We start from the raw sequence: 26490 nt of genomic DNA on the forward strand, positions 1-26490 counted from the left end.
CTTCTGACTAGAGTTTTATTTTTTTTTAATAAACAGAACGACTGACTACGATGCCACTCGGTTTTTTAAATTCTAAATCAAGATAGTCCTGATAAGTCCCAGGAACGATAAAACCTTGGGGACTCAGGATATCTGTTCCAGCCTCCCCAACAATAGAGTCGGCTAATAGAACACAGTTGGTACTGAGAACAAAGTAGGTTTTAAATTTAGAGGATGTGAACTTATAGAGTGTCGCATCAGCCTCGTGTTTCAGCTGATAAGAGTAGGTATGTTTGACCTCTCCTTCCCTTCTTTTCAGCAGTTGTGAACTTGGCTCCCAAGGTATCAAGAGGCTTTCTATCTCTCTCAATCGTTCTTCGATGGCTTTTTTCTGTTGTTCAGACAGGCTTAAACCATAGGCGAATAGGGTTTTCTGGCTTTCTCTCTTACAAAGTTCAATATATTTTTCACGATTAGCCTTAAATAATACTCCGTCACCGATTGTCCCAAACAAGCGCTCTGAGTGAGGGTCATAAGAACCGTAGGAAATAACCTGACCTTGGTAGCAAATATCTACATGGCCCATGGCCAAGAAGAAGGATGATTCTGAAGTATGGATGAAAATTTCTAAGTCAACAGATTTTTCATTTTTTCTCTCCAAATGCACTTCGTTTTCTTCTACCTGATGAGTAGATAACCTTTCATTCCATCGTCGTAAGGTACTGATGGGAATCAAGGCTGTCATAAATATAGGCAGGGTCATTCTCATTCTACGCTTGAGCTTAGGATTGCTTCTCCCTTTTTCAAAAAAGAATCCATCCCTGACACTGCTTGCCCCCAACATGATCAAGTAAAAACCAAGTAAGAGCAATTCAAAATTTGTCGCATCATGAAAAGGGGAAATACTATAGAGACCAAATCCCATCATCCACAAAGCATCAAATAAATAATTAATCCTCGGATGAATATGATTTTTCCGGTATAGCAACCAGGTAATCAGACTGATTAGACCTGTAAAAAGCTGATAACTTCCAATGATAACAACCAAGAAATAGAGAGCTATCCCTTGCAAGATGACTGAGTCAAATAGAATGACTGCAAGAAAGAGCTTGGCTAGAGTTACAAATATATTTTCTCTACGGGACTTTTCTTGAAACCATCGCGTCAATAGTTGCCAAACTGCTGACAAGAAAAAGTAGGCCATCAGGAGTTGGTAACCCAGTATTGGAACTACCTGCCCAAAACAAACCAAGAGAAGGCCTAAGACAATAGCTACAAGACCTTCCCCTATACTTTTCCATTTACTATAAGTTTCAGAAACCTTGGCCATTTTCTTTCTCCAATTGACGATATAAGTGACGTATCGGTTGCCCTAGCACTGGATGGATAAAATGAGGTGCTATTTCTTGAAGGGATTCTAGGACAAAGAGGCGCTCAGCGATATAAGGATGAGGTAAGATGAGGTCATCTGTATAGATAACTTGATCCTCTACAAAGAGCAAGTCCAAGTCAATCAAGCGAGGTCCCCAATGCACTTCTCTAACCCGACCCATCTCTGATTCAATACTTAACAAAGTATTTAACAAGATTGGCGCCGGCAACCAAGTTTCCACCTCAATGACTTGATTAGCAAAGCTATCTTGCTCTACCCCGCCCCAAGGCTCAGTCGTAATTACGCTAGACTCCTTGAGAACATGGATGCCACGAGCTCGCATTTTGTCAATCGCTTGCTCAAGATTAGCTGTCTTATCACCCATATTACTTCCTAGAGCGATAAAAGCTCTTTGTTTACGACGGTGAATAGTTACTGAACAGGTTTCTAGCGGTAGATGAATAGGCGCCCATGGTTTTTTGAGTTCCAGTTTAATTTCTTGAACTATTGGATAGGTTTCAAAAGTGCGCTCTACTAGTTTATAGGCTACTGTTTCAATCAGGTCTTCAGTGGTTTCCTGGAACCAAGTCGTCCATTGCTGACAAAGTTCTCCATAGTGAATTGAAGATTCTAAGTCCAGCTCCGTCGCAGCCTTGGTCATATCATAGGATAAGCTAGCTGAAATGACAAACTTTTGCCCTAATTCCTTCTCACTAGAGAAGAGTCCATGAAAGGCGAAAACTTCCAGATCCTTAATGCGCAATTGATCCATAACTAGTCCTTTCTAGAAAAATCTACTTAAAACAGATTTTTTATAGCCCCATGAGACGGTATGCTTGATCTCGGAGGTCTTTATCCGTTTCAAAGACTCCACGAGATACTGTTGTCAAGGTTGCAGTTCCTGGTTTTCGGACACCTCGCATACTCATACACATATGCTCTGCTTCAATGACAACAAAAGCTCCCTTAGCACCTAGGTATTCCATCAAAGCATCTGCCACTTCGATATTCAAGCGTTCTTGAATCTGTGGTTTTTTTGCATAAACTTCAACTGTACGTGCAAGCTTCGACAAACCTGCTACACGTCCATCTGGGATGTAAGCAATATGGGCTTTCCCATAAAATGGCAAGAAGTGGTGTTCACACATGGTATGGAAAAAAATATCCTTTTCCACTACCATATTGTCATCAATAATCTCAAAGGATTTTGACAAATATTCCTCTGCAGTTTGACCAAGTCCTGAAAAAATCTCTTGATACATGCGAGCTACACGAGCTGGTGTCTCCTGCAATCCCTCACGGTTGATATCTTCGCCGACCGCTTCGATAATCATTTTTACAGCCGTCTCAATTTTTTGTGTATCCATTCTCTAGTTTTTCCTCTCCATTAGATAGGCTCGCACCTGGCTCAAGAAATACAAGGAGCCCGTTACTATCCTAACTGTTTTTTTCTCTTCAATATCTATCATACTTTGGTCTAGAAATGCCTGCCAACTTTGGTAGTTTAAATTTCTAGAATGAGCTGCCTGTTTTAGCACCTCTTCGTCTGTCGCTCGACCATCATCAAAATGTGTTAGTGTAAGATTAGTATCTGGTAAGGCCTCTAATAAATCTAACATATCCTCTAAAGCCTTGGTTTTAATACAAGTAAAGAGGATTTCCTTGTGATAGTCAGCAAATCGTTCTTTCAGGGTAGCTAATAAAGCTTTGATTGCATGGGGGTTGTGGGCCCCATCTAAAATCATCAAGGGTTTTCTAGAAACAACTTCTAAACGTCCAGGCCAGCTTGTTTCCTCTAAAGCTTGAGCCACTAAATCATTTTCTGGCAATTCTCGCCCAGTCTCATGACAATAGGCATCCAACAAAGTTAGTGCCATTCCAGCATTCTCTATCTGGTGCAAACCAAGCAGACCTGTTTGAAAGCGACCTTGTCTAACAGAACTTGTATAGTCAAATATCTCTCCAGTGACAATACTTTCATGATGGCTAACCTGATAGGCATCCCCATAGAACAGGCTAGGAGCCTCTTTCGCTTTCGCAATCTGGTCAATAACCTCCATAGCTTCTGGGACAATATGACCAGTCACTATAGGGATTCCTTGCTTGATAATTCCTGCCTTCTGCTCTGCGATGGCTTCCAAGCTATCCCCTAAAAGCGCTACATGGTCTAATCCAATGGTCGTAATACCTGTTAAGATAGGCTGGCAAACATTGGTGCTATCCAAGAGTCCACCCATACCAACTTCCATAATCGCCACATCGACTCGCTCAGAAGCAAAATAATCATAGGCTATAGCAGTGATAATCTCGAATTCTGTCGTTCCCTGCAAGGCAGGAGCGTACTCCCCTTCAAGTAGTGAGCGATATTCCGACATTAAGACTTCTAGTTTAGCTTCTGGGATTGACTCCCCATTAATGGCTATCTGATCCGTATAATGAATCAGATAGGGAGAGCTAAAGACACCAACTCTTAGTCCCATCTTTTCCAACATATTTTTCAAAAAAGCTATGGTAGATCCCTTGCCATTGGTTCCACCGATGTGGATAACCTTGAGCTTAAGATGGGGATTGCCACGTAAAGCTAAAAGCTCTACCATTCTTTCCAAACCAAAATGAGGTTGATCTGTCCGATAGTTTGCTATCCACTGATTCGTTTCGTTTTTATTCATCTTACTTATATTGTTTCAAATCTAAATTTTCCGCATCATCAGCTAGGCGGATAGCTGATGCAATGTCGACTGCCATCTTGTGACTAGTTACATCGTGTACACGCACCACTTCCACACCTTGTCTGGCAGCAATACTGGTTACATGAGCCGAAGCAATATCACGATTTCGGAAGCCAGCTTCAGTATCTGGATTGACTTCAAATCCATTTTCTTCCAGAATATTGATGACAAAGCGCTTGCGAGAGACTCCCAAAAAGATTGGATAGTCCATCTCGTGCAACTTATCAAGGTCACGTAGGAGAATGAGATTTTCCTTCTTTGTCAAACCAAAGCCAATCCCTGGATCCAGCATGATGTTTTCTTTTGCAATACCAGCTTCCTTCGCTCTTGCTAGAGCACGGTCGAAGAAAGCAGCCATCAATTCTTCAACTGATAGTTGTTCAAATTCAGCCAAGTCTTCCTTTGTGAAAGTCTGACCAAATCCAAAATGAGGGAAAATGAGCGAACTAGGGTGCTGAGGGCGTGCCATGACTGGATTAAACATGATGACCACCTGAGCTCCTGCTTTAGCAACCACTTCCGCCATTTTCTCATCACCCATGAGACCGGTAATGTCATTGACTATATTGGCACCAGCCTGTAAAGCTGCTTCTGCCACTTGACTCTTCCAAGTATCGACCGAAATCAGAACATCACTTTCTTGACGGATAGCCTGAATGACTGGAACCACACGTTGGATTTCCTCTTCAATCTCAACATAGCTACTTCCAGGCCGAGTAGATTCACCACCGATATCTAAGATAGTAGCACCTTCAGCTATCAATTTTCGAGCCTGTTTTAAGGCTTCTTCAATAGCAAAAAATTGACCCCCGTCAGAAAAAGAATCTGGGGTGACATTGATAATACCGCAAATAGCTGTTTTTGTAAGATTCTCTCTTTTTTCCACGTTCATCACTCAAATTTCATTTAGATTGGTATTCCTCTATTTTACTGTTTTTTTTGGATTCTGTCCAATTATCCCTCAGTACTCTTTAACTTTAAAAGAGCGCAAAAAAGGAGAACCTGAGTCCTCCTTTTTCTATATTCTTATTTTTCAGTCAATGCTGCAAGTCCTGGAAGAACTTTACCTTCAAGAAGTTCCATTGAAGCTCCACCACCAGTAGAGATCCATGAGAACTTGTCTGCACGGCCAAGGTTAATCGCTGCGGCAGCTGAGTCACCACCACCGATGATTGATTTAACGCCTGGTTGTTTCACGATAGCGTCCATCACACCGATTGTACCAGCTTGGAAGTCAGGGTTTTCAAATACACCCATAGGTCCGTTCCATACAACTGTTTTCGCACCAGTCAATGCTTCATCGAATTTAGCGATAGATTTTGGACCGATGTCAAGACCAAGGAAGCCTGGGTCTACTGCTTCACCTTCAGTGTCTTTCACTTCAGTGTAGTCAGCAAATGCATTTGCTTCTTTTGAGTCAACTGGCAAGATCAATTTGCCGTTTGCTTTTTCAAGAAGAGCTTTCGCAACATCCAATTTGTCTTCTTCTACAAGTGAGTTACCGATTTCGATTCCTTGTGCTTTGTAGAATGTGTAAGTCATACCACCACCGATAAGAACTTTATCAGCTTTTTCAAGCAAGTTTTCGATAACACCGATTTTGTCTGAAACTTTTGAACCACCAAGGATAGCCACGAATGGACGTTCTGGAGCTTCAACAGCTTCTTGGATGTATGCAATTTCGTTTTCAAGAAGGAATCCAGCAACTGCTTTTTCAACGTTTGCTGAGATACCAACATTAGATGCATGTGCACGGTGAGCTGTACCGAATGCATCGTTTACGAAGATACCATCTCCAAGTGATGCCCAGTATTTACCAAGTTCAGGATCGTTTTTAGATTCTTTCTTACCGTCAACATCTTCAAAACGAGTGTTTTCAACCAAAAGAACTTGTCCATCTTCAAGAGCGTTGATAGCTGCTTCCAATTCAGCACCACGAGTTACACCTGGAAGGAAAGTAACTTCTTGACCCAATTTAGCAGCCAAGTCAGCAGCTACAGGAGCAAGTGATTTACCAGCTTTGTCTGCTTCTTCTTTTACACGTCCAAGGTGAGAGAAAAGAATCGCACGTCCACCTTGTTCAAGGATGTACTTGATAGTTGGAAGAGCTGCAGTGATACGGTTGTCATTAGTAATCACGCCATCTTTTACAGGAACGTTGAAGTCAACACGAACGAGAACTTTTTTCCCTTTCAACTCAACGTCTTTAACAGTCAATTTTGCCATTTGGAAAGACTCCTTAATTTTTTTTACGTGTTAATTATATCACAAAATCAATAAAAGAGATAGCAAAACCTTAAACTTTTCCAGTTCTTTATTGCCCTTTATTTCTTATTGTTTTATAATAAAAAATAAGATAAGGAGCGCTAAATGATGAAAAATACTCTAACAGATAAGCAAAAAGAGGCAGATTCAGACCTCAATATCATTGCCATTTTGACAATTCTTTCGTTTATAGGATACATCCTTTTCCAAAAACAAATACTTGATTTCTCTCACCAAACAGAGTTTTCCATCTGGATTCGTCTTCTTTTTCTCGCAACTCTCCAGTTTTGTGTTGCTGGATTGGGGACGAGCATTGTAATGATTCGAAGAAAAGAAAGCTGGAAACAATATGGTTTGCTAGCTAAACATCTCCTCCCAACCATTATTCAGACCGCTGCTATCTGTCTCCCCTTACTTCTTTTTCTCATCAGTAGAGGGCAGATTCATTCCTATCTCCCTTTTCAATCCATCCTCTTAACCAGAGAAGTTCTGGCAAGTTCTTTTCCGACAAATATCTTGGGGTTCCTCCTTATTGGACTTATCTGGGGATTCTGGGAAGGTTTTAATTATGTTGTCATTGCAAACAAAATTAACTGTCGCTTTCCATCACATCAGACTTGGCTTGATTACGGAGCCTTGACTTGTGCTCTTATCTGTCTGATGATTCATGGGATGATTAGCTTTCATCTCCATGCCATTTTAGAGGCTTTGTCTGTTTTTATCTTGATTTATGGTATGCTCGTCATTCAAAAGAGAACAGGTAACTCTTGGGGTTGTATTTTTATCTTCCTATTCATTTGGAACGCATTTTAACCCCCAAAACAAGATTTTCACTTTTTAAACTCAAAAAAAGATTTGACTCTATTATGAATCAAATCTTTCTTTTTATTTCTAAGAAGTTACATTAAGCAAAGTTATTAACTTACTCTTCTTTTTTCTTTTGAGCGAGAAGTCCAAAACCACCTAAAACTCCGACCAAGCCAAGGGCTAGGAGGTTTGCATCTACTTCTGCACTTGTATTTGGAAGTTGTTTTCCTTCAGTCTTTTCAACTTGTGCTTTTGCTGGTTCTTGCTTCGCCACTTGGCTTACTTGAACTGGAGAAACGGATGTTTCAGTCTTAGGTTCTGTTTTTGTAGTTTCCTTCTTAGTATCTTGAGTCGTTGGAGCAGGCGTAACTGGTCTGTCACCTGGTACTTTAACTACTTTTGTACCGACTTCAACAATTTCAGTTACGGCTTCCTTGACTACTTCCGTTTCCTTAAGACTGCGATGCCCTTCAGAATCAAGCTCTACAAGGTTTCTACGAAGACCTGCGACTCCTACTTGAACCAAGCGACGTTCTCCTACTGGGAGGCTAGGATTTACTCGTTCTTCATGTCCATAGGCAAGAACTTCTTCTTCCACAACCAAGCTTGGTTTCTTAACTTCTAAGACTTTTGGCCCGTCAAGCGGTTGAGTGCTACTTTCAATCTTAGTACCAACCTCAGTAATCTCTGCCACTGCTTCCTTGACGACTTCTGTCTCAAGAAGAGTACGGTTGCCTTTGGCATCCACTTCAATCAAATGACGGATTTGTCCTTCTGCACCAGCCTGAACGACTCGACGTTCACCCAACACGAGGTCTCCTGACGGACGTTCTTGACGCTCGAAGGCTTGAGTTTCTGTCTCAACCACTAATTCAGGTAGTGCTTCAACTGTTGGAGCAGTTTCACCTTCTTCTAAGCTACCTACATGATGGCTTTCTTTAACAAGGAGTTTTTTGTTGAGTTCTTCCTTGAGGTTGGCAAATGCTTCTGGAGTAGGATTTGTTGAACCAATGAGAGTTTCTGCTTGAGCGATGATTGGATCATCTGCATTTTTCTCACGAACTTTCCCTAGAAGAGTTTCAAGTTCTTCCTTAGCTGCTTGATAAACCTGTACACCATTCAAGTCAGTACCAGCTTGTTTCAAGTCATTCAAGGCTTGGTTGACTGCTTCTTGGCTAGCATCGTGGTTTTCTAAGATCGCTTTTGCTGCATCAATCTTCTCAACTAGAGCTGCTTGTTTTGCTGCATCAGCAAATGTATAAGCTAATGTTTCTTTGCGACCTTGAGCAGATGTGATTTCTTGTTTCAGATATTCGTCGTTGACAGCCGCTTTAGGTGATACTAGAACATCAAAGTCGACAGTTTGTCCTTGATAGTGTAACTGAAGTTTCTGACGGCCTGTTTTTTGAGCATCATAGCCTGTAATTTCGACTCCTTGGTCTGTAAAGTTATGTTCAGTCTCCGTTTCATCATCATACAAGACCTTGAAACGTCCTTCTGATAAGTCAAGAGTATCGCCTACAAAGTAATCAATTTTCGGTTGCTTGCTAATATACAAGGCTGCGACTTCTTTTGGACCAGCTTCTTCACCGGTCACTTGAACCTTAAAGCTACCTGCAACTGGAAGGCCAAGATAGGCTACTGTCAACTCTTGTTCGCCATGATGGTGAGCATCGTAGCCATTAACAGTAACTCCTGCATGACTAAGGTTGATGACTTCGTCTGCTTCTTCACCCTCATATTTAACACGGAGAAGACCACCTTTGAGATTCAATTCCTCACCAACTTGATAAGTTGTCTTTTTAGGTGCCACTTCTAGACTGACAGCCTTAATCTTTCTCTCATCCTGAGGAATCGTTACAGCAAGAGTATTACTGATTTCTTTACCTGGCAATTGTGTACGATAGTAAAGAAGGCTTGGACGTTTTTCAAAGCTCAATGGATCTGTTGCTAGATCCCCTCCAACTACTGTGTTTAAAGTAGCGATAGGAGTTTGTGAATCTGCCTTGTCATAGACTGTAATTGTTGCTCCAGCAGGAACTTCTGAGAATCCAAGTTGAATCTTATTGTCCGTTAGAACACGTGCTGCAACTTTAGCCATTGGGATGTTTGGGCTCTCCGTATCAAGAGTTTCATACATCTTCCAGTTGTAGATACGAATGGCTTTCCATGGTGTTCCATTATCAGATGTGATAACGTGCAAACGCCAGTCTTGGGCCGTAATTGGACTATCAAGAGTAATATCTGAAACATGGGCTTTATTGCCACGAACTGCTTTAGCTAGTTTCCATTCTCCAGCTTCATCCTTATAGTAGAGGTCAAAGTCCTTAGTATTCATCAAACCATCGTTGACAGATTCTCCACCAGCACCGGCATGGTCCATGACCCATCTAACGACACGGCGTGGTTGTGTCAAACGGATATCAACACTACCGCTCAACTGAGCAGAAGACCATTTGTCAGATAGACTAGTGATTGTCCCATTCAACATACCTTCGATACCTTCGCCACCTTCTGTGTCTGGGAAGGTACTTCCGATAACAGTCGCTCCTGGAACGATATTTTCTGCTAGAGGGCTTGGAAGGCTTGTGTCTTGAACAGTCATTCCCCATTCGAAGTTTGTAGTTGCTGCTTCAGAGCGAAGGCCATTCTTACCAACTGCAACAACCTTCAACTCTTGGCTAGTTCCAGTCGCACTAGCTGAACGGCTAACTTTTGGTAGGTAGATAGTAGTGGCAGATGAGCCTGTCAATAGACGCCAAGTATCGCCATCTTTTTCATAGACTTCATAGAAGTCAGCATCTTTATTTCCAGTAAATTGGACAATAGCTTCTGCTTCTTGGGCGTTTTTCAGAGATTGCTTAGCTACTTTTAGAGCTGTTGGTGCTTGAGGAGCCTCTTGATTATCAGTCACCGTTAACTCACCCAAGTTAAATTGATAACCCTTAACTGCAGCAGCGTTTTCGAAAGTGAGCTTTATGCCATAGATTGTTTTACCAGTCAATGAGCTCAAGTCAAATTCGTCTTTTGTCCAATCATCAGTCAGAGTTAGCTCTTTACGAGCATTCTCTCCACCATAAGTATAGTTTTTCTGAGTCGCAAACTCTACATAGACCTTGCTTCCCTTACCACCTTTATGAGCAACACGAAGTTTTGTTTTATCTGTTACTTCCAGTTTTGTAGAGTAAAGGCGAACATCTTGGTTGGTATTTTCAGCTAAATCACCCGCAAATTTGAGTGAATTCCCTCCATTGTAGGCATCTTCAAAGTCATAATCAGCTTGAAGTTTAGCCCCTGATGAAGTTTGCCACCAGCGCCATGTAGGCAAGATACCTGATACAGAACGATAGTTCCATTCAGAATCCTTGGAAACTTTACCGTCTACAAACCATTTTTTACCATGTCCAGTGTTAAAGGATGTTGTGAAGCTACGACCCACTGCTGGTGTGCGGTCAGCTACGAGGTTGGCAATCCCGTACCAGTCCTTGTCCTCTGGTTTTTGACCAGTTGGATCTCCTTGATAACCTGTAAAGAAGATATTTTCATTCTTATGATAGTCTTCTCCTGTCTTACCAAGACTAGTGATAGTATCAGGTGCAAAGAGACCTAGTGATAAGCGAAGTTTCCCGTTTTCATCAAAAAGGGCATCCCATTTCACTTTTGTCTTGTAGGAACCACCTTGTTGCAATTCCAAACCTGCAAAGACATCGTACTGACTACGTCCAAGCCATTTGGCCATAGTTACAGAGTAGTCATTTTTCTCTTTGGTCCAGTTAAAGTTGGCAAAGAAGTGATCAGCAGGAACTTTATCGCCTTCTTTTTCCATGAATTGATAGTTGTACTCACCAAGTCCATCCTCATGGTAACGGCCATATTCATAAGTCATGGCATCATACCAAGAATACTTGACTGGATGATTAACTTGAGCTGCATATTCCTTGGTATAAAGCATGAAATCACGCATTTTCTTACCAAGAGGCGTTACGATATCACCTGTAGTTTCTTGGTTGATAAAATATCCATCAAATCCATAGTATTTAGCCAAATCAACCAACTTACGAGCGATAGGGAAAGTACCGTCTTCGTCTTGTTGAAGGGCTGCAGCAAATTTTTCTTGGTCTGCAATACTATTAGACCAGTTAAAGAAAAGAGTACCCAATACTGGAACACCATTACGGTGACCAGCATCAATCACGTCCGGAGTTGGAACGAGCCCTTCCCAGAAGACCATAGAATTCAAGTATTGCCAGTAGTCAAAAGCATAGGCTTTAAACTCTTCACCACCTACAGATGCATGGTCTTTAGCCTTAGAGTTGGTATTAGCAAGAGCCTCAACCTTAGCATCCTTATTGGCTTTTTCATTGACGACATGTCCACGGTAGCGTTTTGCTAGTTCTACTGAAGAGCGGTTAATAGCATCGTCTTCACGGGCACCTGGTTCCCATTTTAACAAATCTTCCCAGGTGTCAAACTTAATTTCTTTTGGTCGAAGACTTTTTTCTTCTTTCTTAGGAACATCAGAGACGGTTGCTTTTTCTTCTGCCTTATTTTCTGTAGCTACAGGTGCCTCTTCAGCCTTAGGAGTTTCAGCAGCTGGACTAGTTGCTTCCTTATCAACTGCAGTCAACTGATCCAAGGTTGGTTTTTCTTCTGAAACAGGTTGCTCACTTGCCTTATTTTCAGTTTTCTCTAACTGATTCAAGACTTCAGGTGACGTTGTTGTTGGTTGTTCTGTAGTTGCAGTCGATGGTTGTTCAGTCGTACTACTTGACGGTTGCTCTGCAGCCACGGTAGTTGATGTTTCATTTGCTGGAAGGACAACTTCTTCTGCCAAAGCCTGGTTAGCAAATAAAACAGATCCAATCATCAAAGAGCAGGCACCCACTGATAATTTTCGAATACTATAGCAACAACGTTTCTCAAAAAATGGATTCTTCATCTTTTTCTCCTTTTACTTCCAAAAAAGTAAGCGCTTTATTTTTGTTTTAAAAAAGTAACTGCTCTGGAAAAAGCAGAACTGTTCATTTTCATTTTACGTTATTTAAAGGAAGAGTCAACACTTGCCCATAAATATCTATAAAGGAGTGAATAAATGATATAAATTAGACAATTAGAAGCATTTTTCTAAAAAAACTTCATTTACTACTTGTGAGATTGCTTAGAATCCTTTAAAATAGAATGGGAGAGATTCCGCGATTAGTTTTCGGAGGAAAAAGAAAATGTCCATTAATTGGCAGGAAATTGCATTTCACTTTTTAGGTGGTCTGGGACTATTCTTATATAGTATCAAGACCATGGGGGACGGTTTGCAACAAGCAGCTGGAGATCGTCTTCGATATTACATTGACAAATATACTAGCAATCCTTTCTTTGGAATTTTAGTTGGAATTGGGATGACTGCCCTGATTCAATCGAGTTCAGGTGTTACAGTAATTACAGTTGGTCTGGTTAGTGCCGGACTATTGACCCTGCGTCAGGCTATTGGGATTGTTATGGGAGCCAATATTGGAACAACCGTCACATCCTTTATCATCGGTTTTAAACTGGGAGACTACGCTTTACCGATGCTCTTTCTCGGAGCAGTCTGTCTCTTCTTCACAAAAAATAGAACCATCAATAACATCGGACGAATCCTCTTTGGTGTTGGTGGTATCTTCTTTGCCCTCAATCTTATGAGTGGCGCTATGGAACCCCTTAAGGATTTACAAGTCTTTAAAGACTACATGGTGGAACTTAGTAAAAATCCAATCTTGGGTGTTCTTGTCGGAACAGGTTTAACCCTTCTGATTCAAGCCTCCTCAGCGACCATCGGGATTCTACAAAATCTCTACGCTAGCAATCTGATTGACCTTCAGGGGGCCCTACCAGTTCTCTTTGGAGATAACATTGGAACAACCATCACTGCTATTATCGCTTCTTTGGGTGCTAATATTGCAGCCAAACGTGTGGCCGCAGCCCATGTGGCCTTTAACGTTATCGGGACTGTTATCTGTATTATCTTCCTCGTTCCATTTACAGGCTTAATCCAATGGTTTGAGAGCTTCTTAAATCTCGCTCCAGAAATGACCATCGCCTTCGCCCACGGAACCTTCAACATTACCAATACAATCATTCAGTTTCCATTCATCGGAGCTCTTGCCTTCTTGGTAACCAAGCTTATCCCTGGAGAAGACGAAGTTGTCAAATACGAACCTCTCTACCTTGATGAGCAACTGATCAAACAAGCTCCATCTATCGCTCTTGGAAATGCTAAAAAAGAACTTCTTCACTTGGGTAATTATGCTGCTAAAGCCTTTGACCTCTCTTACGACTATATCATCAACTCTAATGAAAAAGTTGCAGAGAAGGGACATAAGACTGAAGAAGCTATCAATACCATTGATGAAAAATTGACTCGTTACCTCATTAGTTTATCTGGTGAAGCTTTGAGCCAAAAAGAGAGTGAAGTCTTAACAAATATCCTTGACTCTTCACGAGACTTGGAACGTATCGGAGACCACGCAGAAGCCCTGCTTAATCTTAATGATTACTTGCAACGTAAGAATGTTCAATTCTCTAGCTCTGCCTTAGAAGAGTTGGAAGATATTTACCGTCAAACAAGTGAGTTCGTTAAAGATGCTCTCGAAAGTGTAGAGAATAACGACCTCGAGATGGCTGAGTCTCTTATCGAACGTCATGAAGCTATTAACAAGATGGAACGTGTTCTTCGTAAGACCCACATCAAACGTCTTAATAACGGAGAATGTTCTACCCAAGCAGGTGTCAACTTTATCGATATTATTTCACACTACACTCGTGTATCAGACCACGCTATGAACCTTGCTGAAAAGGTTTTGGCTGAACAAATCTAAGATAAAAAAATGCTTTGATTCGAAAGAATCAAAGCATTTTAAATAGCTCTCCAATCATAATGGAAGATGCTGCTGCGCCCTTGTACCTAGCTTCTTCCTTTTGGATAAAGCGGGCTAGATTGACTAGTTCTGGAGCTAGGGTTTTGGGATTTTTAAGTAGTTCAAGAGTGACTAGTCCAGACAGACGCACCGCTAGCAATCGCTCATTGGTACTGGGCAATTGCTTAGCAGTTTCTAGGAGTGCAGCCACTAAATCTTCACTCAAGTTTTGACGGGCATGATTGTAAAGGTCCCGTATCAAGGTTTCTAGGTTTGGTTCTTCCATACCCATAATTTCCATCTTTTCAGTTTAATAATTTTTGATCAAATCTACAGTAGAGCGATCTAATTTTTTAACCAAGGCTTGTAGGAAAGCTTGAGCTTCTAGGAAGTCATCCATTGCATAAAGGGTTTGGTGAGAGTGGATATAACGAGCGCAGACACCAATTGTTGTAGATGGAACACCAGCATTTTTCAGATGAGCTGCTCCTGCATCTGTACCACCTTTTCCACAATAGTATTGGTATTTGATTCCAGCTTCTTCTGCAGTTGTCAAAAGGAAGTCCTTCATACCTGGGAGAAGCAAGTGACCTGGGTCGTAGAAACGAATCAAGGTTCCATCACCAATCTTACCTTGACCACCATAAACATCACCTGCTGGTGAGCAATCCACAGCAAGGAATACTTCTGGATCAAATTTTGTTGTAGAGGCATGGGCACCACGAAGTCCAACTTCTTCTTGGACGTTAGCCCCAAGGTAAAGTTCATTTCCTAGTTTTTGACCTGACAAGTTTTCAGCCAACTCACTAACCATGAGAACACCATAACGGTTATCCCAAGCTTTTGAGATGACATTTTTTTCATTAGCAGTTAGGATTGCGCTACTATCTGGAACAATTGTGTCTCCAGGACGGATACCGAAACTTTCAGCCTCAGCCTTATCCGCAAAACCACCGTCAAAAACGATATCTGAAATAGCTGGCATAGTTGGTCCACCTGTGCCACGAGTCAAATGTGGAGGAACTGAACCCGAAATTACTGGAATCTCACGTCCTTCACGTGTAAAGAGTTTAAAACGTTGGCTGCTGACAACCATAGGGTTCCAACCACCAATGCTGACTACTCGGAAGGTACCGTCTGCTTTGATTTCACTAACCATGAAACCAACTTCATCCATGTGAGAGGCTACCAAAACACGAGGGGCATTTTCAACTTCTGAGTGCTTAACCCCAAAAATACCACCCAAGCCATCAGTCACCACTTCATCCACGTGAGGTGTTAATTTTTCACGAAGATAAGCGCGAACAGGTGCTTCATGACCTGAGATAGCAGAAAGCTCTGTTACTTCTTTGATTTTAGAAAATAATGTTGTCATTTCTATCCCTTCTTTCTTTCAACCATTTTACCACTTTTTATAGGAGAAAGGTAGTAGAAATCAACATTTTAACATCTAACTTATTTACTGTAATAAAAAAGAATCACAAATGTGATTCTTTTATTTTGAATTTCTTTTTAATGAGAAAACATCCGGCACTGGATCTTTACCCTCTTCGGACCAAGGGTGACACCGTAAAATCCGTGCTAAGCCCATCAGAACTCCCTTGGCACCATGCTTTTCGATAGCTTGAATCATGTAGTTCGAACAAGTCGGTTCAAAGCGGCAAGATGGCGGGAAAGCAGGCGAGATAAATCGTTGGTAAAAGCGCACTGGCGCAATTAAAATTTTTTTCATTATTTATTATTGGTTACACCCATGGTGTGTAATTGGCTGATTTCTTTTTTATTAAGACGACGTGATTCTCCTGGACGAAGACCCGTTAAGTCTAGATGTCCAAAACGAGTTCGAGAGAGTTTATCCACTTGAAGGCCAACAGCTTCAAACATCTTTTTAACCTGGTGATTGCGCCCTTCATGGATGGTCAACTGAACAACTGAGCGGTTTTTTACTGGATCTACTTTGAGAATTTCGTAAACAGCTGGTTTAGTCTTCTTGCCATCAATCTCAAGACCACGAGTCAAGGGACGGAGATTTTCTTTGTTAGCAATTCCTTTCACACGCGCAACATAAACCTTGTCAATCTCATTACGAGGGTGAATCATCTCATCTGTAAAGTCACCATCGTTGGTCAAAATCAAGACTCCAGATGTATCCCAGTCCAAGCGACCTACAGGGTAGATACGCTCTTTCACATTAGGCAAGAGATCAACAACAGTTTTACGTCCCTTGTCATCTGTCACACTGGAAATCACTCCACGTGGTTTGTTAAGCAAATAGTAGACCTTTTCTTCGTTGTAGATGGGTTGACCTTCAACCTCAACCTTATCGCCAGACTTAATGGTTGTCGCTAGTTCACGTACTACCTGTCCATTGACGGTTACCAAGCCTTGTTTGATCAACTCTTCTGCTTTTCTCCTACTGGCCACACCTGCGTGGGCAATATACTTATTGATTCTCATCTTCTTCTATCCTTTCACCAAATAATTGGCTTTCTTGTGCTTGAATGTCAAGCTCATCAATCACGGGCAATTCTTCCAAGTGGTTAATGCCCATGTAATCTAGAAAATAATCCGTTGTTACATAGAGATTAGGGCGTCCAAGAACTTCTTTCTTTCCATCTTCTCGTATCAAATCGAAGGCCTGTAACTTAGCTAAGGCTCCGCTCGAATTAACCCCACGAATAGCATCGATTTCTATACGTGTGATAGGTTGCTTATAAGCAATGATAGACAAGGTTTCAAGTGCAGCCCGAGATAGACTCTGGTTGATGGGTGCCTTAGAGTATTCTTTCAAAATGGCTGCAAATTGAGATTTGGTTACCAATCTGTAGGCACCACCTGTCTCAATCAAGTCTAGACTAGAATCCTGATCTTTTTTATACTTTTTGGCTAATTTTTCCAAGCTTTGCTGAATTCCTGTTGGTGGAAGCGATAGGACCTCCGCCAGCTGGCGGACTCTAATGCCATCCTCCCCCGCTACAAACAGGAGCGCTTCTATTTTTGCTAAAGTACTCATACTTCCTCTCTATCAAGCCTGACTTTGCTCTACTTGATTTTCTTCATTCTTTTTCATGAGATAAATATCTCCAAAACTCTCTTTTTGAATCAAGAGAATTTCTTGGGTTTTAATCAACTCCAAGGTTGCTAAAAAGAGTGTAATGACCTCTTGTAAATCCTTGGTTTCTTTAAACAAATCCTGCAAACATAATTGTTGACCTTCAACCAAGGCTTCTCGAACGATGACCATCATATCTTCAATCTTATACTCATCTCGTAAGATTGTTGTGTGACTTTTCGAGAATTCTTCCTTTTTCTTGGTCAGTAAGGTTGAAAAGGCTAAGAAAAGATCAATCGTCGTCTTATCATGCACAAGTTCTGCATCCTCATAGATCAACTCTGTAGGTGCTTTTGAGTAATATTGAGCTCGTTCCTGGTGCTTCACTTCCAACTGCTCTCCCAAAAGTTTAAATTTACGGTATTCTTCAATCTGAGAAAGGAGATCCTGCTCTAGGTCATCCTCTAAATCCGTCACTTCTGCAACCTTGGGCAAGAGCTTGCGACTCTTAATCAGCATCAGTTGGCTAGCCATCACCATGTATTCGCCTGCAACTTCTAAACGCATGGCTTGTAATGTCGAGATATAGGCTAGATATTGCTCGATAACCTCTGTGATCGGCACATCATAGATATCCATCTGATACTTTGAAACCAAGTGTAGGAGCAAGTCCAAAGGCCCTTCAAAATCTTTTAATTTAATATCCATTATCTATATTTTTCTAAGGTCATGACTGTCTTTAATCCTAATTTTTTAGCGATTTCGTACAAGTCAACCTTTTCTTCGATTTGTCTTAATATAAACTGTTCTCTCAATCCTTGGGCAGATAAATCTGAAAGACCTTTTTCCTTTAAAAAAGCTTCCAACTGACGAAAGGCCCATTGACGGGAGTACGGTTTCCCAGCTTTTTCAAAGAGATAGGTCTGCCCCATCAAGGGCTCTAACTCTGCAAGCAAATTTTGGGGAAGGCTCAAGATTCTTTGTTGAGAAGCTTTATTGACTCTCAAAACTTGAAAATCTAGGTTCACATCCCCTGTTTTTAAGGCTAGGATTTCACTCGGCAAGAGGCCCAACTCTACTATTAACAAGGCTAGTAAGCGTCCTTCTGGATAAGCACTTTCTTGCCAGAAAGAACTGAGGTCTAAAAGTTCCGACTTCCCTGGCTTTTTCTCAGCCTGTTTGGGTAATTCCAAACGGTAAAAGGTCCCAATCTTCCCTTTTTGGTACAAAAAGAAGAGAAATTGATTGCAAGCAGAAACTTTCCGCTTTTGGGCACTCATTTTAAAATTTGATAATTGAGCTTGGTAGATTTTTAAACTTGTCTCAGAGATTCGTTCTCCAATAAGATCTAAAAACTGCTCCAAGTCATACTTATAAGACTGTTTAGAATTACTAGATAGATTTTGCTTTTCTTCTAAAAATACTGAAATCCATTCTCTCATTTGCTTCGAATCTCATATTCCTTACTAAAATCATGCAGAAGGGCATTGACAGCCTTAAGGATTGATTTCCGTGTAATAATCCCTTGGAAAATTCCATCCTTATCAACGACTGGTAGGAAAGATTCATCCACTAACTTATGTAAAACATCTGTCAATGTATAATCTGGATCTACCACTGCAACGTCCTTCTTGGCCATGTGTACGATATCCGTATCTGCCATAGCTTCTTGACTCAATCCCTGCTCCATCTGGTAGGCAAGGATATCTCTAAGACCAATAGTTCCGACGAATTTTTTCTCATCAGTCACGACTGGCACTCTGGTATAGGTCATCTGGCTAAGGAGGAGAATTGCATGATCTGCATTGTGAGTATCAATGAGCACAGCCAAATTTTCAGCAGGAGTTAAAAAGGTTTCCTCTTGCTCCAGTAAAAACTGTTCAAACTCTTTGGCAATCATCGAGCAAACTCCTTGGATAAGCCTGGATAGACCTCATGGTTCCGTGTCAAAAAGTCCACTTTAAAGTAGCTATCATCAATCTCTACACGGGCATAGAGACATTCTCTGATGGTCCCACGTGGTTGACTAATAGAACCAGGATTTAGGAAAAGGGTCTTCCCTTCCATCCAAGCATTTGGAACATGCAAGTGCCCATAAAGACAGATATCTGCATCTTCCTCTTGAGCCCAAAAATCAAGCTTTTGGAAATTGAAGTTAATATCAAACAAATGTCCATGAGTCTGGATAATCTTGGTAGGACCCAGTTGAGTCACCAAACGTTCTGGATAGTCTGAATAAAAGTCCATGTTTCCTCTGACTACTTGGATTCCTTCCCAGAGGGGTGAGTCTGGGCGAAGTTCCGAGTCACCATCATGAAAAATGGCATCAACTTTCCCCAGATAGCGGTCACGGATTTCTTCTACAATTAAGCTATCTCCGTGGGAGTCACTCATTACAATGATGGTTTGCTTTGCCATGATGGAAATACCTCCAAAAGTTTCTTAACGGCTAAGGCACGGTGGGATTGACTATTTTTTTCTTCGAGGGTTAATTCAGCTGATGATTTACCAGTTTCTCCTACTAAGAAGAGTGGATCATAACCAAAACCATTTTCACCCTTAGGTTCAAAGTTAATGTAGCCTGGCCAGTCAGCTTCGACAACCAAGCTTTCCTTACCTGGGCTAGCTACGACCAGGGTTGTATGGAATTGAGCTGAACGGTCCTTTAGTTCAAAGACCATAGCTAATTCGTGCAAGAGTTTAGCATTATTTTCCTGGTCAGTGGCTCCCACTCCTGCGAAGCGAGCTGACCAGACACCTGGTAGGCCACCAAGCACATCGACTTTAAGACCAGAATCATCTGCTAGAACCATCTTTCCTGTTAATTTAGAAATAGTTTCAGCCTTGAGGCGAGCATTTTCTTCAAAGGTCATACCTGTTTCTGCTACTTCAGGTAGGTCTGGATAATCATTTAGATTTTCTACGTCATAGCCTAGTTTGTCAAAGATAGCTCGAAATTCCTTGGTCTTGCCCTCGTTACGAGTTGCAATCAACAAGGTTTCTCTGACTTTATTTGTCTCGAAAAAGTCTTGAACATTGACTCCTTCTTTAGGCAATTCTACATGCAGAAGTTGTCCATTTTCAACTAAGAGCAAGGCACCCTGACGTTGAATAACTTCTAAGTTTCGGTCCGCTTCTTGGTTGAGAATATCTACCACAAAAGAGAGTAAGCGGTAGGCTGAACCATATCGTAAAACGGTAACTGAAAGCGGAAACCCTCGCTCCTCATCTCGAAAGATTTTGGCCAAATCAAATAGCGGAAACTCTAACTCATCATCCGTCAAAGTCCGAATGCCACCAAAAACACTGTAGGATCCAACATACCAGTCTTGGTCATCCTTGTATTCATAAATTTTGTTTGTCATAATGTTACATGCTCCACATGAATATCTCTTTCCAGCCATTCTGCTCCGATTTGAGCAAAACTTTGGCTATTTGCAGTTGTGTAAAAACGGTGTTGAAGTGGTGCCGCATCTCGACTACGATTAATCTCAAAATAATTGAGTAGGACCGAGATATCGCGAACACACTCCGCTCCACTATCGATTAGTTGTACCTTAGGGCCCATGACATTTTGGATGATAGGTCTGAGGAGCGGATAATGAGTACAACCTAAAATCAAGCTATCCACTTTTCCAACCAAAGGACGTAGGGTTTCGTATACGACTTTCTTGGTCACACTGGTCGATAGAGCACCTGACTCGACCAAAGGAGCAAATTTGGGGCAAGCCAGACTTTCAACCTGCAAATCTGGATCCAAGTCATGAATCTTTTGACGATAGATATCTGATTGTACGGTCATCGGTGTTCCAATCACTCCGATTTTCCCACCCTGACTTGCTTTGATAGCTGCTGAAGCACCAGGCAAAATCACTCCAAGAACAGGAATATCAAGTTTGGATTTGATTTCTTCCCAGACGACTGCTGTTGCTGTATTACAAGCAATGACAATCATCTTGACATCCTTGGTCAAAAGAAAGTTGACCAACTGCCAAGTATATTCACGAATTTGCTCAGCAGGACGAGGGCCATATGGCGCCCGTGCCGAATCTCCAATATAGACGATTTCTTCATGAGGAAGCTGACGCATGAGCTCACGCACAACAGTCAAGCCCCCAACACCAGAGTCCAAAAAACCGATTGGTCGATTATCCATATAGTCTTCTTTCTAGTCTTATTATTCTGATTGATAGTTCATTATCATTACATTTCTTACTGAAATTTCCGACCGACTGATTCGTCATCAGTTGTCTCCAACTTAATCATAATCAAATATCAATAGAATGCAAGGAAAAAGTCTTAGTTCTAAATATCAGTTGAACATAGTGAGAAGTCTGGAACTTTCATCCCAGACTTTTCCTATTTATTTCTTTTTATTGTTAGCGAGGGCTGCTTTTTGTTGGCGAATGATTTGGTGGTACACTTGTTGTACCTTAGCTTCGCTTGGTTTTTGACCATTTGCACTCAACAGAGTACGAACTGCTTCTGCATTCAAACGTGGGTTATCAGCAAATTCTTTTTCGATTTGCTTGCGCACCAAGTACATTCCTCCAAGTGCTCCACCAAGAAAAGCTAAAACAATCAAGACAATTGCTAAAATAAGGTCCATAATATTTCTCCTGTTTCTTTTTGAATCTTCTATATTATACCATAAAGTCCCACGCCTGACTAGTTTGATTTACGCTTCCAAAAGGGTAGGGCATTACTCAAATTCTTTTTCTACTCTAATCTTTTTTAATTCAATAAAATAAAAAAAAGAACTAAAATTTGGTAAAATAATTCAGTTTTTCCGAAAAAACCTTGCAATGGTTGGATTTATTTGCTATATTAAGATTATACAAATCAAAGGAAACATCTTTCTGCAAGGCTTATTTTTTTTACCAAAAAATGTATGCGCTTACAGATTTGAGAAAGGAGTTTTTATGGAGAAGAGCTATTGGGAAAAATCCTGTAAGTATAGTATCCGAAAGTTGACCGTTGGAACTGCTTCTGTTCTACTGGGAGCTGTTTTTCTAGCAACACAGAATGTAGCTGCTGATAGCCTCGAAGTGAAGGACAATCAAACGAATGTTAGTGAGACGACGGTTAAAGTAGATGTCAAAGTAGAGGAACCAAGTCAAGCAAAGACGGAGAATCAGCCAAGCACAGACACTCATCCTTCTACTGAATTAGCTGACAAAGAGGTAAAACCTGAAAAGGAATTACCTCAAACACATCATCAATCAGAGACTAACGCTGTAGTTGAACCTTCTGAAAATAAGGAGAGTGAAAAGCCCGAACTTCCTATGACTAAGCAAGAAAACTATCAACTTCATTACGACCAACCAACTGCTCCTTCTTATGACGGCTGGGAAAAACAAGCCTTGCCTGTCGGAAACGGTGAAATGGGGGCTAAGGTTTTTGGATTAATCGGTGAAGAAAGAATCCAATACAATGAAAAAACTCTCTGGTCTGGTGGGCCACAACCTGATAGCACTGACTACAATGGAGGGAACTATCAGGACCGCTATAAGGTTTTGGCAGAAATTCGTAAAGCCTTGGAAGAAGGAAACCGCCAAAAAGCCAAACAATTGGCAGAGCGCAACCTAGTGGGTCCAAACAATGCTCAGTATGGTCGTTACCTATCTTTTGGTGATATCTTCATGGTCTTTAACAACCAAAAGAAAGGCTTGGAGAACGTTACCGACTATCGTCGTGGCTTAGATATTTCTGAAGCTATCACAACTACCTCTTATACTCAAGATGGGACAAGTTTCAAACGAGAAACCTTCTCTAGTTATCCAGATGACGTCACTGTTACCCATTTGACTAAAAAGGGAGATAAGACGCTTGATTTTACACTTTGGAATAGCTTGACTGAAGATTTGATTGCTAATGGAGATTATTCTTGGGAGAATTCTAAATACAAACAAGGGACTGTTAGCGTTGATTCTAATGGTATTTTACTCAAGGGAACTGTCAAAGACAACGGTCTTAAATTTGCCTCTTATCTTGGTATCAAAACAGACGGACAAGTCACTGCTCAAGATGGTTATTTGACAGTTACAGGAGCAAGTTATGCAACACTGCTACTCAGCGCCAAGACTAATTTTGCTCAAAATCCGAAAACCAACTACCGCAAGGATATTGATGTAGAAAAGACTGTCAAATCTATCGTAGAAGCTGCCAAAGCCAAAAACTATGAGACTCTGAAAAATGACCACATCAAGGATTACCAAAGTCTTTTCAATCGTGTTCAACTAAACCTCGGCGGTAGCAAGTCTAATCAAACTACAAAAGAAGCTCTTCAAACCTATAATCCAACAAAAGGACAAAAACTAGAAGAACTCTTCTTCCAATACGGACGTTATCTACTCATCAGTTCTTCTCGTGACCGGACAGATGCCCTTCCTGCCAACTTGCAAGGAGTCTGGAATGCTGTAGACAATCCACCTTGGAATTCTGACTACCACCTCAATGTCAACCTACAAATGAACTACTGGCCTGCCTACATGAACAATCTTGCAGAAACGGCTAAGCCAATGATCAATTATATCGATGATATGCGTTACTATGGCCGTATCGCTGCTAAAGAATATGCAGGTATCGAGTCCAAAGAAGGTCAAGAAAACGGTTGGCTGGTTCATACCCAGGCGACACCATTTGGCTGGACTACTCCTGGTTGGAACTACTATTGGGGTTGGTCTCCAGCTGCCAATGCTTGGATGATGCAGAACGTCTATGACTACTACAAATTCACCAAGGATGAAACTTATCTCAAAGAAAAGATTTATCCAATGCTCAAGGAAACAGCTAAGTTCTGGAACTCCTTCTTGCACTACGACAAGGCCAGTGACCGTTGGGTTTCTTCTCCATCTTACTCGCCAGAGCACGGAACTATCACGATTGGGAATACCTTTGACCAATCTCTAGTTTGGCAGTTATTCCATGATTATATGGAAGCAGCCAATCATCTCAATGTCGACCAAGATTTGGTGACAGAAGTGAAGGCTAAATTTGACAAGCTCAAACCACTTCATATCAACCAAGATGGCCGAATCAAGGAATGGTACGAAGAAGACAGTCCTCAATTCACTAATGAAGGAATTGAAAACCATCACCGTCACGTTTCTCATCTGGTTGGGCTCTTCCCAGGAACCTTATTTGGCAAAGATCAGCCTGAATATCTGGAAGCAGCACGCGCAACCCTAAACCATCGTGGAGATGGTGGTACCGGTTGGTCTAAGGCTAATAAAATCAACCTCTGGGCTCGTCTCCTAGATGGAAATCGTGCCCATCGTTTGCTGGCAGAACAACTCAGATCCTCAACTCTAGAAAACCTCTGGGATACGCACGCGCCTTTCCAAATTGATGGGAACTTTGGTGCAACCAGCGGTATGGCAGAAATGCTCCTTCAATCTCACACAGGCTACATTGCCCCATTACCAGCCCTTCCAGATGCATGGAAAGATGGTCAAGTCTCAGGTCTAGTAGCTCGTGGTAACTTTGAAGTCAGCATGAAATGGAAAGAAAAAAATCTTGAAACCCTATCTTTCCTTTCTAATGTTGGTGGAGACTTAGTCGTAGACTATCCAAATATCGAAGCTAGCCTTATCAAGGTTAACGGTAAGGAAGTACAAGCTACCCGCATCAAAGACAACCGCATTCAACTTGCTACTCAAAAGGGCGATGTCATTACCTTTGAAAACTTCCCTGGCCGTATTACTCGTCTGACTGCCCAACGAAAAGATTCAACAACTGCTGAACTCAACTTTAATGCAGTCGAGGGAGCAACTCACTATATTATTCGTCGAGAAAGCAAGGATGAAAATAGTCAAAACTCTACCGTCCGTGAGTTTACAACCAACCAAACTCACTTCGTCGATCGTTCTATTGATTCAAGCCACGCTTATACATATACAGTCCAAGCAGTTTTAGGAGAGCACTCAACATCTATTTCAGATACCGCTTCAATCTCAGCTTTTAGTGAGCTAATGGACGATCGTGACTCTCGCATTCAGTATGGTGCTGCCTTTGGAGATTGGTCTGACTCAGAACTCTTTGGCGGAACAGAAAAATACGCCGATATCTCAAATGGGAACTATTCCGATAAGGAGGCAACAGCAACCATTCCTTTCAATGGACCTGGTATTGAAATTTACGGACTCAAGTCTTCTCAATTAGGACTTGCTGAGGTTACCATCGATGGCAAATCTGTTGGTGAGCTTGACTTCTATACGGCTGGAGCTACTGAAAAGGGTGTCCTAATCGGTCGTTATACAAATCTATCTTCAGGCCCTCACCTTATGACTATCACTGTTAAGCGTGAACATAAGGGACGTGGAAGTGAACGCTCAAAAATTTCCTTAGACTACTTCAAGGTCTTCCCAGGACAAGGAGGAACAGTAGAAAAGATAGATGATCGTGATTCTCGTATCCAGTACGGCTCAGCATTTAAAGACTGGACTGATGCGGAACTCTATGCTTCTACAGAGAAATATGCAGATATTAATGCAGACGATAGTCTTGCTCCTGAAGCAACTGCAAGAATCCCATTCTCTGGTACAGGTATTCGTATCTATGGTCTGAAAACTTCAGCTCTTGGCAAGGCACTTGTGACACTCGATGGAAAAGAAATGCCGAGCCTTGACTTCTACACTGCCGGAGCTACCGAAAAAGGAGCTTTGATTGGTGAATTCACTAATCTAGCAGACGGCGATCACGTTCTAACTTTAAAAGTGGACCCAGATTCTCCAGACGGTAGAAAGAAAATCTCCCTGGACTCATTCGATATTCTAAAAGCTCCATCAGTATCATTAGATACACCAAGCCTCGAACCTATAAAGGTAGAAGATAAGAAAGTAACACTAACTTTACCAACTGGTAACTGGGATGCTGTAGCTGTGACATTCCCTGGTATTACGGATTCCCTAGTCTTAAGAAAAGTCGATGATAATCATCTTGTCACTTCTGGCGAACAAACTGTATTAAGCATAAAGGATAACAAGATTCAAATCGACATCCCTGAAACTACGGACCGTAAATCCGGCAATCCAATAGAAGCTTATGCTATCCTAGGAGAAACACGAAGCAGTACTATTGTAACAGTCTTTCCAAAAAGGGAAACTGCACCTGTAGAAGAGCAAGTTGTTACAAGCAAAGGTGACGAGTCTGCTCCAGTAGTAACCATCCCTGAATATACTGACCCAATTGGAACTGCGGGAGAACAGGAACCTCCTATCGTGGATATTCCTGAATACACTGAGTCTATCGGAACCGTAGGGGAACAGGAAGCGCCTGTCGTAGATATTCCTGAATATGCTGGGCCTATCGGTACTGCAGGGGAACAAGCGGCTCCTATCGTAGATATTCCTGAATATACTAAGCCTATCGGTGCTGCAGGGGATCAGGAAGCGC

General features: G+C 41.5%; 22 protein-coding genes. 3 read left to right on the forward strand and 19 right to left on the reverse strand.

The window, feature by feature from the left end:
• Positions 1 to 25: 25 nt before the first annotated feature.
• The 6 genes from NMM19_RS02135 to pgk form a co-directional block, all read right to left on the reverse strand.
• Complete coding sequence (locus NMM19_RS02135; RefSeq protein WP_178895458.1) at positions 26 to 1309, reverse strand: DUF308 domain-containing protein; 1284 nt, start codon at positions 1307 to 1309, stop codon at positions 26 to 28.
• Positions 1293 to 2123 (reverse strand): 2-amino-4-hydroxy-6-hydroxymethyldihydropteridine diphosphokinase, encoded by an 831-nt coding sequence (folK, locus tag NMM19_RS02140; protein WP_178895459.1) that lies wholly within the window; start codon positions 2121 to 2123, stop codon positions 1293 to 1295. Before folK ends, NMM19_RS02135 begins: the two co-directional genes overlap by 17 nt.
• 40 nt (positions 2124 to 2163) lie before the next feature.
• The gene (folE, locus tag NMM19_RS02145) at positions 2164 to 2718 is read right to left on the reverse strand and encodes a GTP cyclohydrolase I FolE (protein ID WP_178895460.1); all 555 of its coding nucleotides are present in this window, start codon (positions 2716 to 2718) and stop codon (positions 2164 to 2166) included.
• A gap of 3 nt (positions 2719 to 2721) precedes the next feature.
• Positions 2722 to 4020, reverse strand: a complete 1299-nt coding sequence (locus NMM19_RS02150; protein ID WP_178895461.1) for a folylpolyglutamate synthase/dihydrofolate synthase family protein — start codon at positions 4018 to 4020, stop codon at positions 2722 to 2724.
• 1 nt (position 4021) lies between these two features.
• The gene (gene folP / locus NMM19_RS02155) at positions 4022 to 4972 is read right to left on the reverse strand and encodes a dihydropteroate synthase (protein WP_178895462.1); all 951 of its coding nucleotides are present in this window, start codon (positions 4970 to 4972) and stop codon (positions 4022 to 4024) included.
• Positions 4973 to 5106: 134 nt separating this feature from the next.
• Positions 5107 to 6306, reverse strand: a complete 1200-nt coding sequence (gene pgk, locus NMM19_RS02160; RefSeq protein WP_001096781.1) for a phosphoglycerate kinase — start codon at positions 6304 to 6306, stop codon at positions 5107 to 5109.
• Between the two features lie 144 nt (positions 6307 to 6450).
• On the opposite strand from pgk, the gene NMM19_RS02165 reads away from it, so the two are divergent.
• On the forward strand, positions 6451 to 7158 hold the full coding sequence (locus NMM19_RS02165) for a hypothetical protein (protein ID WP_254729682.1): 708 nt from the start codon (positions 6451 to 6453) through the stop codon (positions 7156 to 7158).
• Between the two features lie 109 nt (positions 7159 to 7267).
• On the opposite strand, the gene NMM19_RS02170 is transcribed toward NMM19_RS02165, so the two are convergent.
• Entirely contained in the window at positions 7268 to 12091 is a 4824-nt protein-coding gene (locus NMM19_RS02170; RefSeq protein ID WP_178895463.1) for a bacterial Ig-like domain-containing protein, read from the reverse strand.
• 280 nt (positions 12092 to 12371) lie between these two features.
• Here NMM19_RS02170 and NMM19_RS02175 point away from each other — a divergent pair, with 280 nt between their 5' ends.
• Positions 12372 to 14003 (forward strand): Na/Pi cotransporter family protein, encoded by a 1632-nt coding sequence (locus tag NMM19_RS02175; protein ID WP_178895464.1) that lies wholly within the window; start codon positions 12372 to 12374, stop codon positions 14001 to 14003.
• Between the two features lie 28 nt (positions 14004 to 14031).
• On the opposite strand, the gene NMM19_RS02180 is transcribed toward NMM19_RS02175, so the two are convergent.
• From NMM19_RS02180 to NMM19_RS02235, 12 genes are all read right to left on the reverse strand, one after another.
• Entirely contained in the window at positions 14032 to 14328 is a 297-nt protein-coding gene (locus tag NMM19_RS02180) for a bacteriocin immunity protein (RefSeq protein WP_178895662.1), read from the reverse strand.
• A 24-nt stretch (positions 14329 to 14352) separates the two neighbouring features.
• The gene (gene pepA, locus NMM19_RS02185) at positions 14353 to 15417 is read right to left on the reverse strand and encodes a glutamyl aminopeptidase (RefSeq protein ID WP_178895465.1); all 1065 of its coding nucleotides are present in this window, start codon (positions 15415 to 15417) and stop codon (positions 14353 to 14355) included.
• Between the two features lie 120 nt (positions 15418 to 15537).
• Positions 15538 to 15774: a membrane protein insertion efficiency factor YidD gene (gene yidD, locus NMM19_RS02190; protein ID WP_016466835.1), complete on the reverse strand. Its 237-nt coding sequence runs from the start codon at positions 15772 to 15774 to the stop codon at positions 15538 to 15540.
• A complete protein-coding gene (locus NMM19_RS02195; protein WP_178895466.1) occupies positions 15774 to 16499 on the reverse strand; it encodes a pseudouridine synthase in 726 nt (241 codons plus the stop codon). Before NMM19_RS02195 ends, yidD begins: the two co-directional genes overlap by 1 nt.
• Positions 16486 to 17055 carry an SMC-Scp complex subunit ScpB gene (gene scpB, locus NMM19_RS02200; RefSeq protein ID WP_178895467.1) on the reverse strand — a complete coding sequence of 190 codons (570 nt, stop codon included), beginning with the start codon at positions 17053 to 17055 and terminating at the stop codon, positions 16486 to 16488. The genes NMM19_RS02195 and scpB overlap by 14 nt, the downstream gene beginning before the upstream one ends.
• A gap of 12 nt (positions 17056 to 17067) precedes the next feature.
• A complete protein-coding gene (locus NMM19_RS02205; RefSeq protein ID WP_016466838.1) occupies positions 17068 to 17802 on the reverse strand; it encodes a segregation/condensation protein A in 735 nt (244 codons plus the stop codon).
• Positions 17802 to 18536, reverse strand: a complete 735-nt coding sequence (gene xerD, locus NMM19_RS02210; RefSeq protein WP_178895468.1) for a site-specific tyrosine recombinase XerD — start codon at positions 18534 to 18536, stop codon at positions 17802 to 17804. Before xerD ends, NMM19_RS02205 begins: the two co-directional genes overlap by 1 nt.
• Entirely contained in the window at positions 18533 to 18994 is a 462-nt protein-coding gene (gene cbpB / locus NMM19_RS02215; protein ID WP_178895469.1) for a cyclic-di-AMP-binding protein CbpB, read from the reverse strand. The genes xerD and cbpB overlap by 4 nt, the downstream gene beginning before the upstream one ends.
• On the reverse strand, positions 18991 to 19512 hold the full coding sequence (locus NMM19_RS02220; RefSeq protein WP_004251713.1) for a metallophosphoesterase: 522 nt from the start codon (positions 19510 to 19512) through the stop codon (positions 18991 to 18993). Before NMM19_RS02220 ends, cbpB begins: the two co-directional genes overlap by 4 nt.
• The gene (locus NMM19_RS02225) at positions 19488 to 20459 is read right to left on the reverse strand and encodes a nucleoside-triphosphate diphosphatase (RefSeq protein WP_178895470.1); all 972 of its coding nucleotides are present in this window, start codon (positions 20457 to 20459) and stop codon (positions 19488 to 19490) included. Before NMM19_RS02225 ends, NMM19_RS02220 begins: the two co-directional genes overlap by 25 nt.
• Positions 20456 to 21250 carry a glutamate racemase gene (racE, locus tag NMM19_RS02230; RefSeq protein ID WP_045614644.1) on the reverse strand — a complete coding sequence of 265 codons (795 nt, stop codon included), beginning with the start codon at positions 21248 to 21250 and terminating at the stop codon, positions 20456 to 20458. The genes NMM19_RS02225 and racE overlap by 4 nt, the downstream gene beginning before the upstream one ends.
• A 207-nt stretch (positions 21251 to 21457) precedes the next feature.
• On the reverse strand, positions 21458 to 21703 hold the full coding sequence (locus NMM19_RS02235) for a YneF family protein (protein ID WP_004251708.1): 246 nt from the start codon (positions 21701 to 21703) through the stop codon (positions 21458 to 21460).
• Positions 21704 to 22016: 313 nt separating this feature from the next.
• Between NMM19_RS02235 and NMM19_RS02240 the strand changes: the two genes are divergently transcribed.
• A partial coding sequence (locus tag NMM19_RS02240; RefSeq protein WP_254729684.1) for an SIALI-17 repeat-containing surface protein occupies positions 22017 to 26490 on the forward strand: 4474 nt, incomplete at its 3' end.

Source organism: Streptococcus sp. CF8_St5-17 (assembly GCF_024295665.1).
Lineage (GTDB): Bacteria > Bacillota > Bacilli > Lactobacillales > Streptococcaceae > Streptococcus.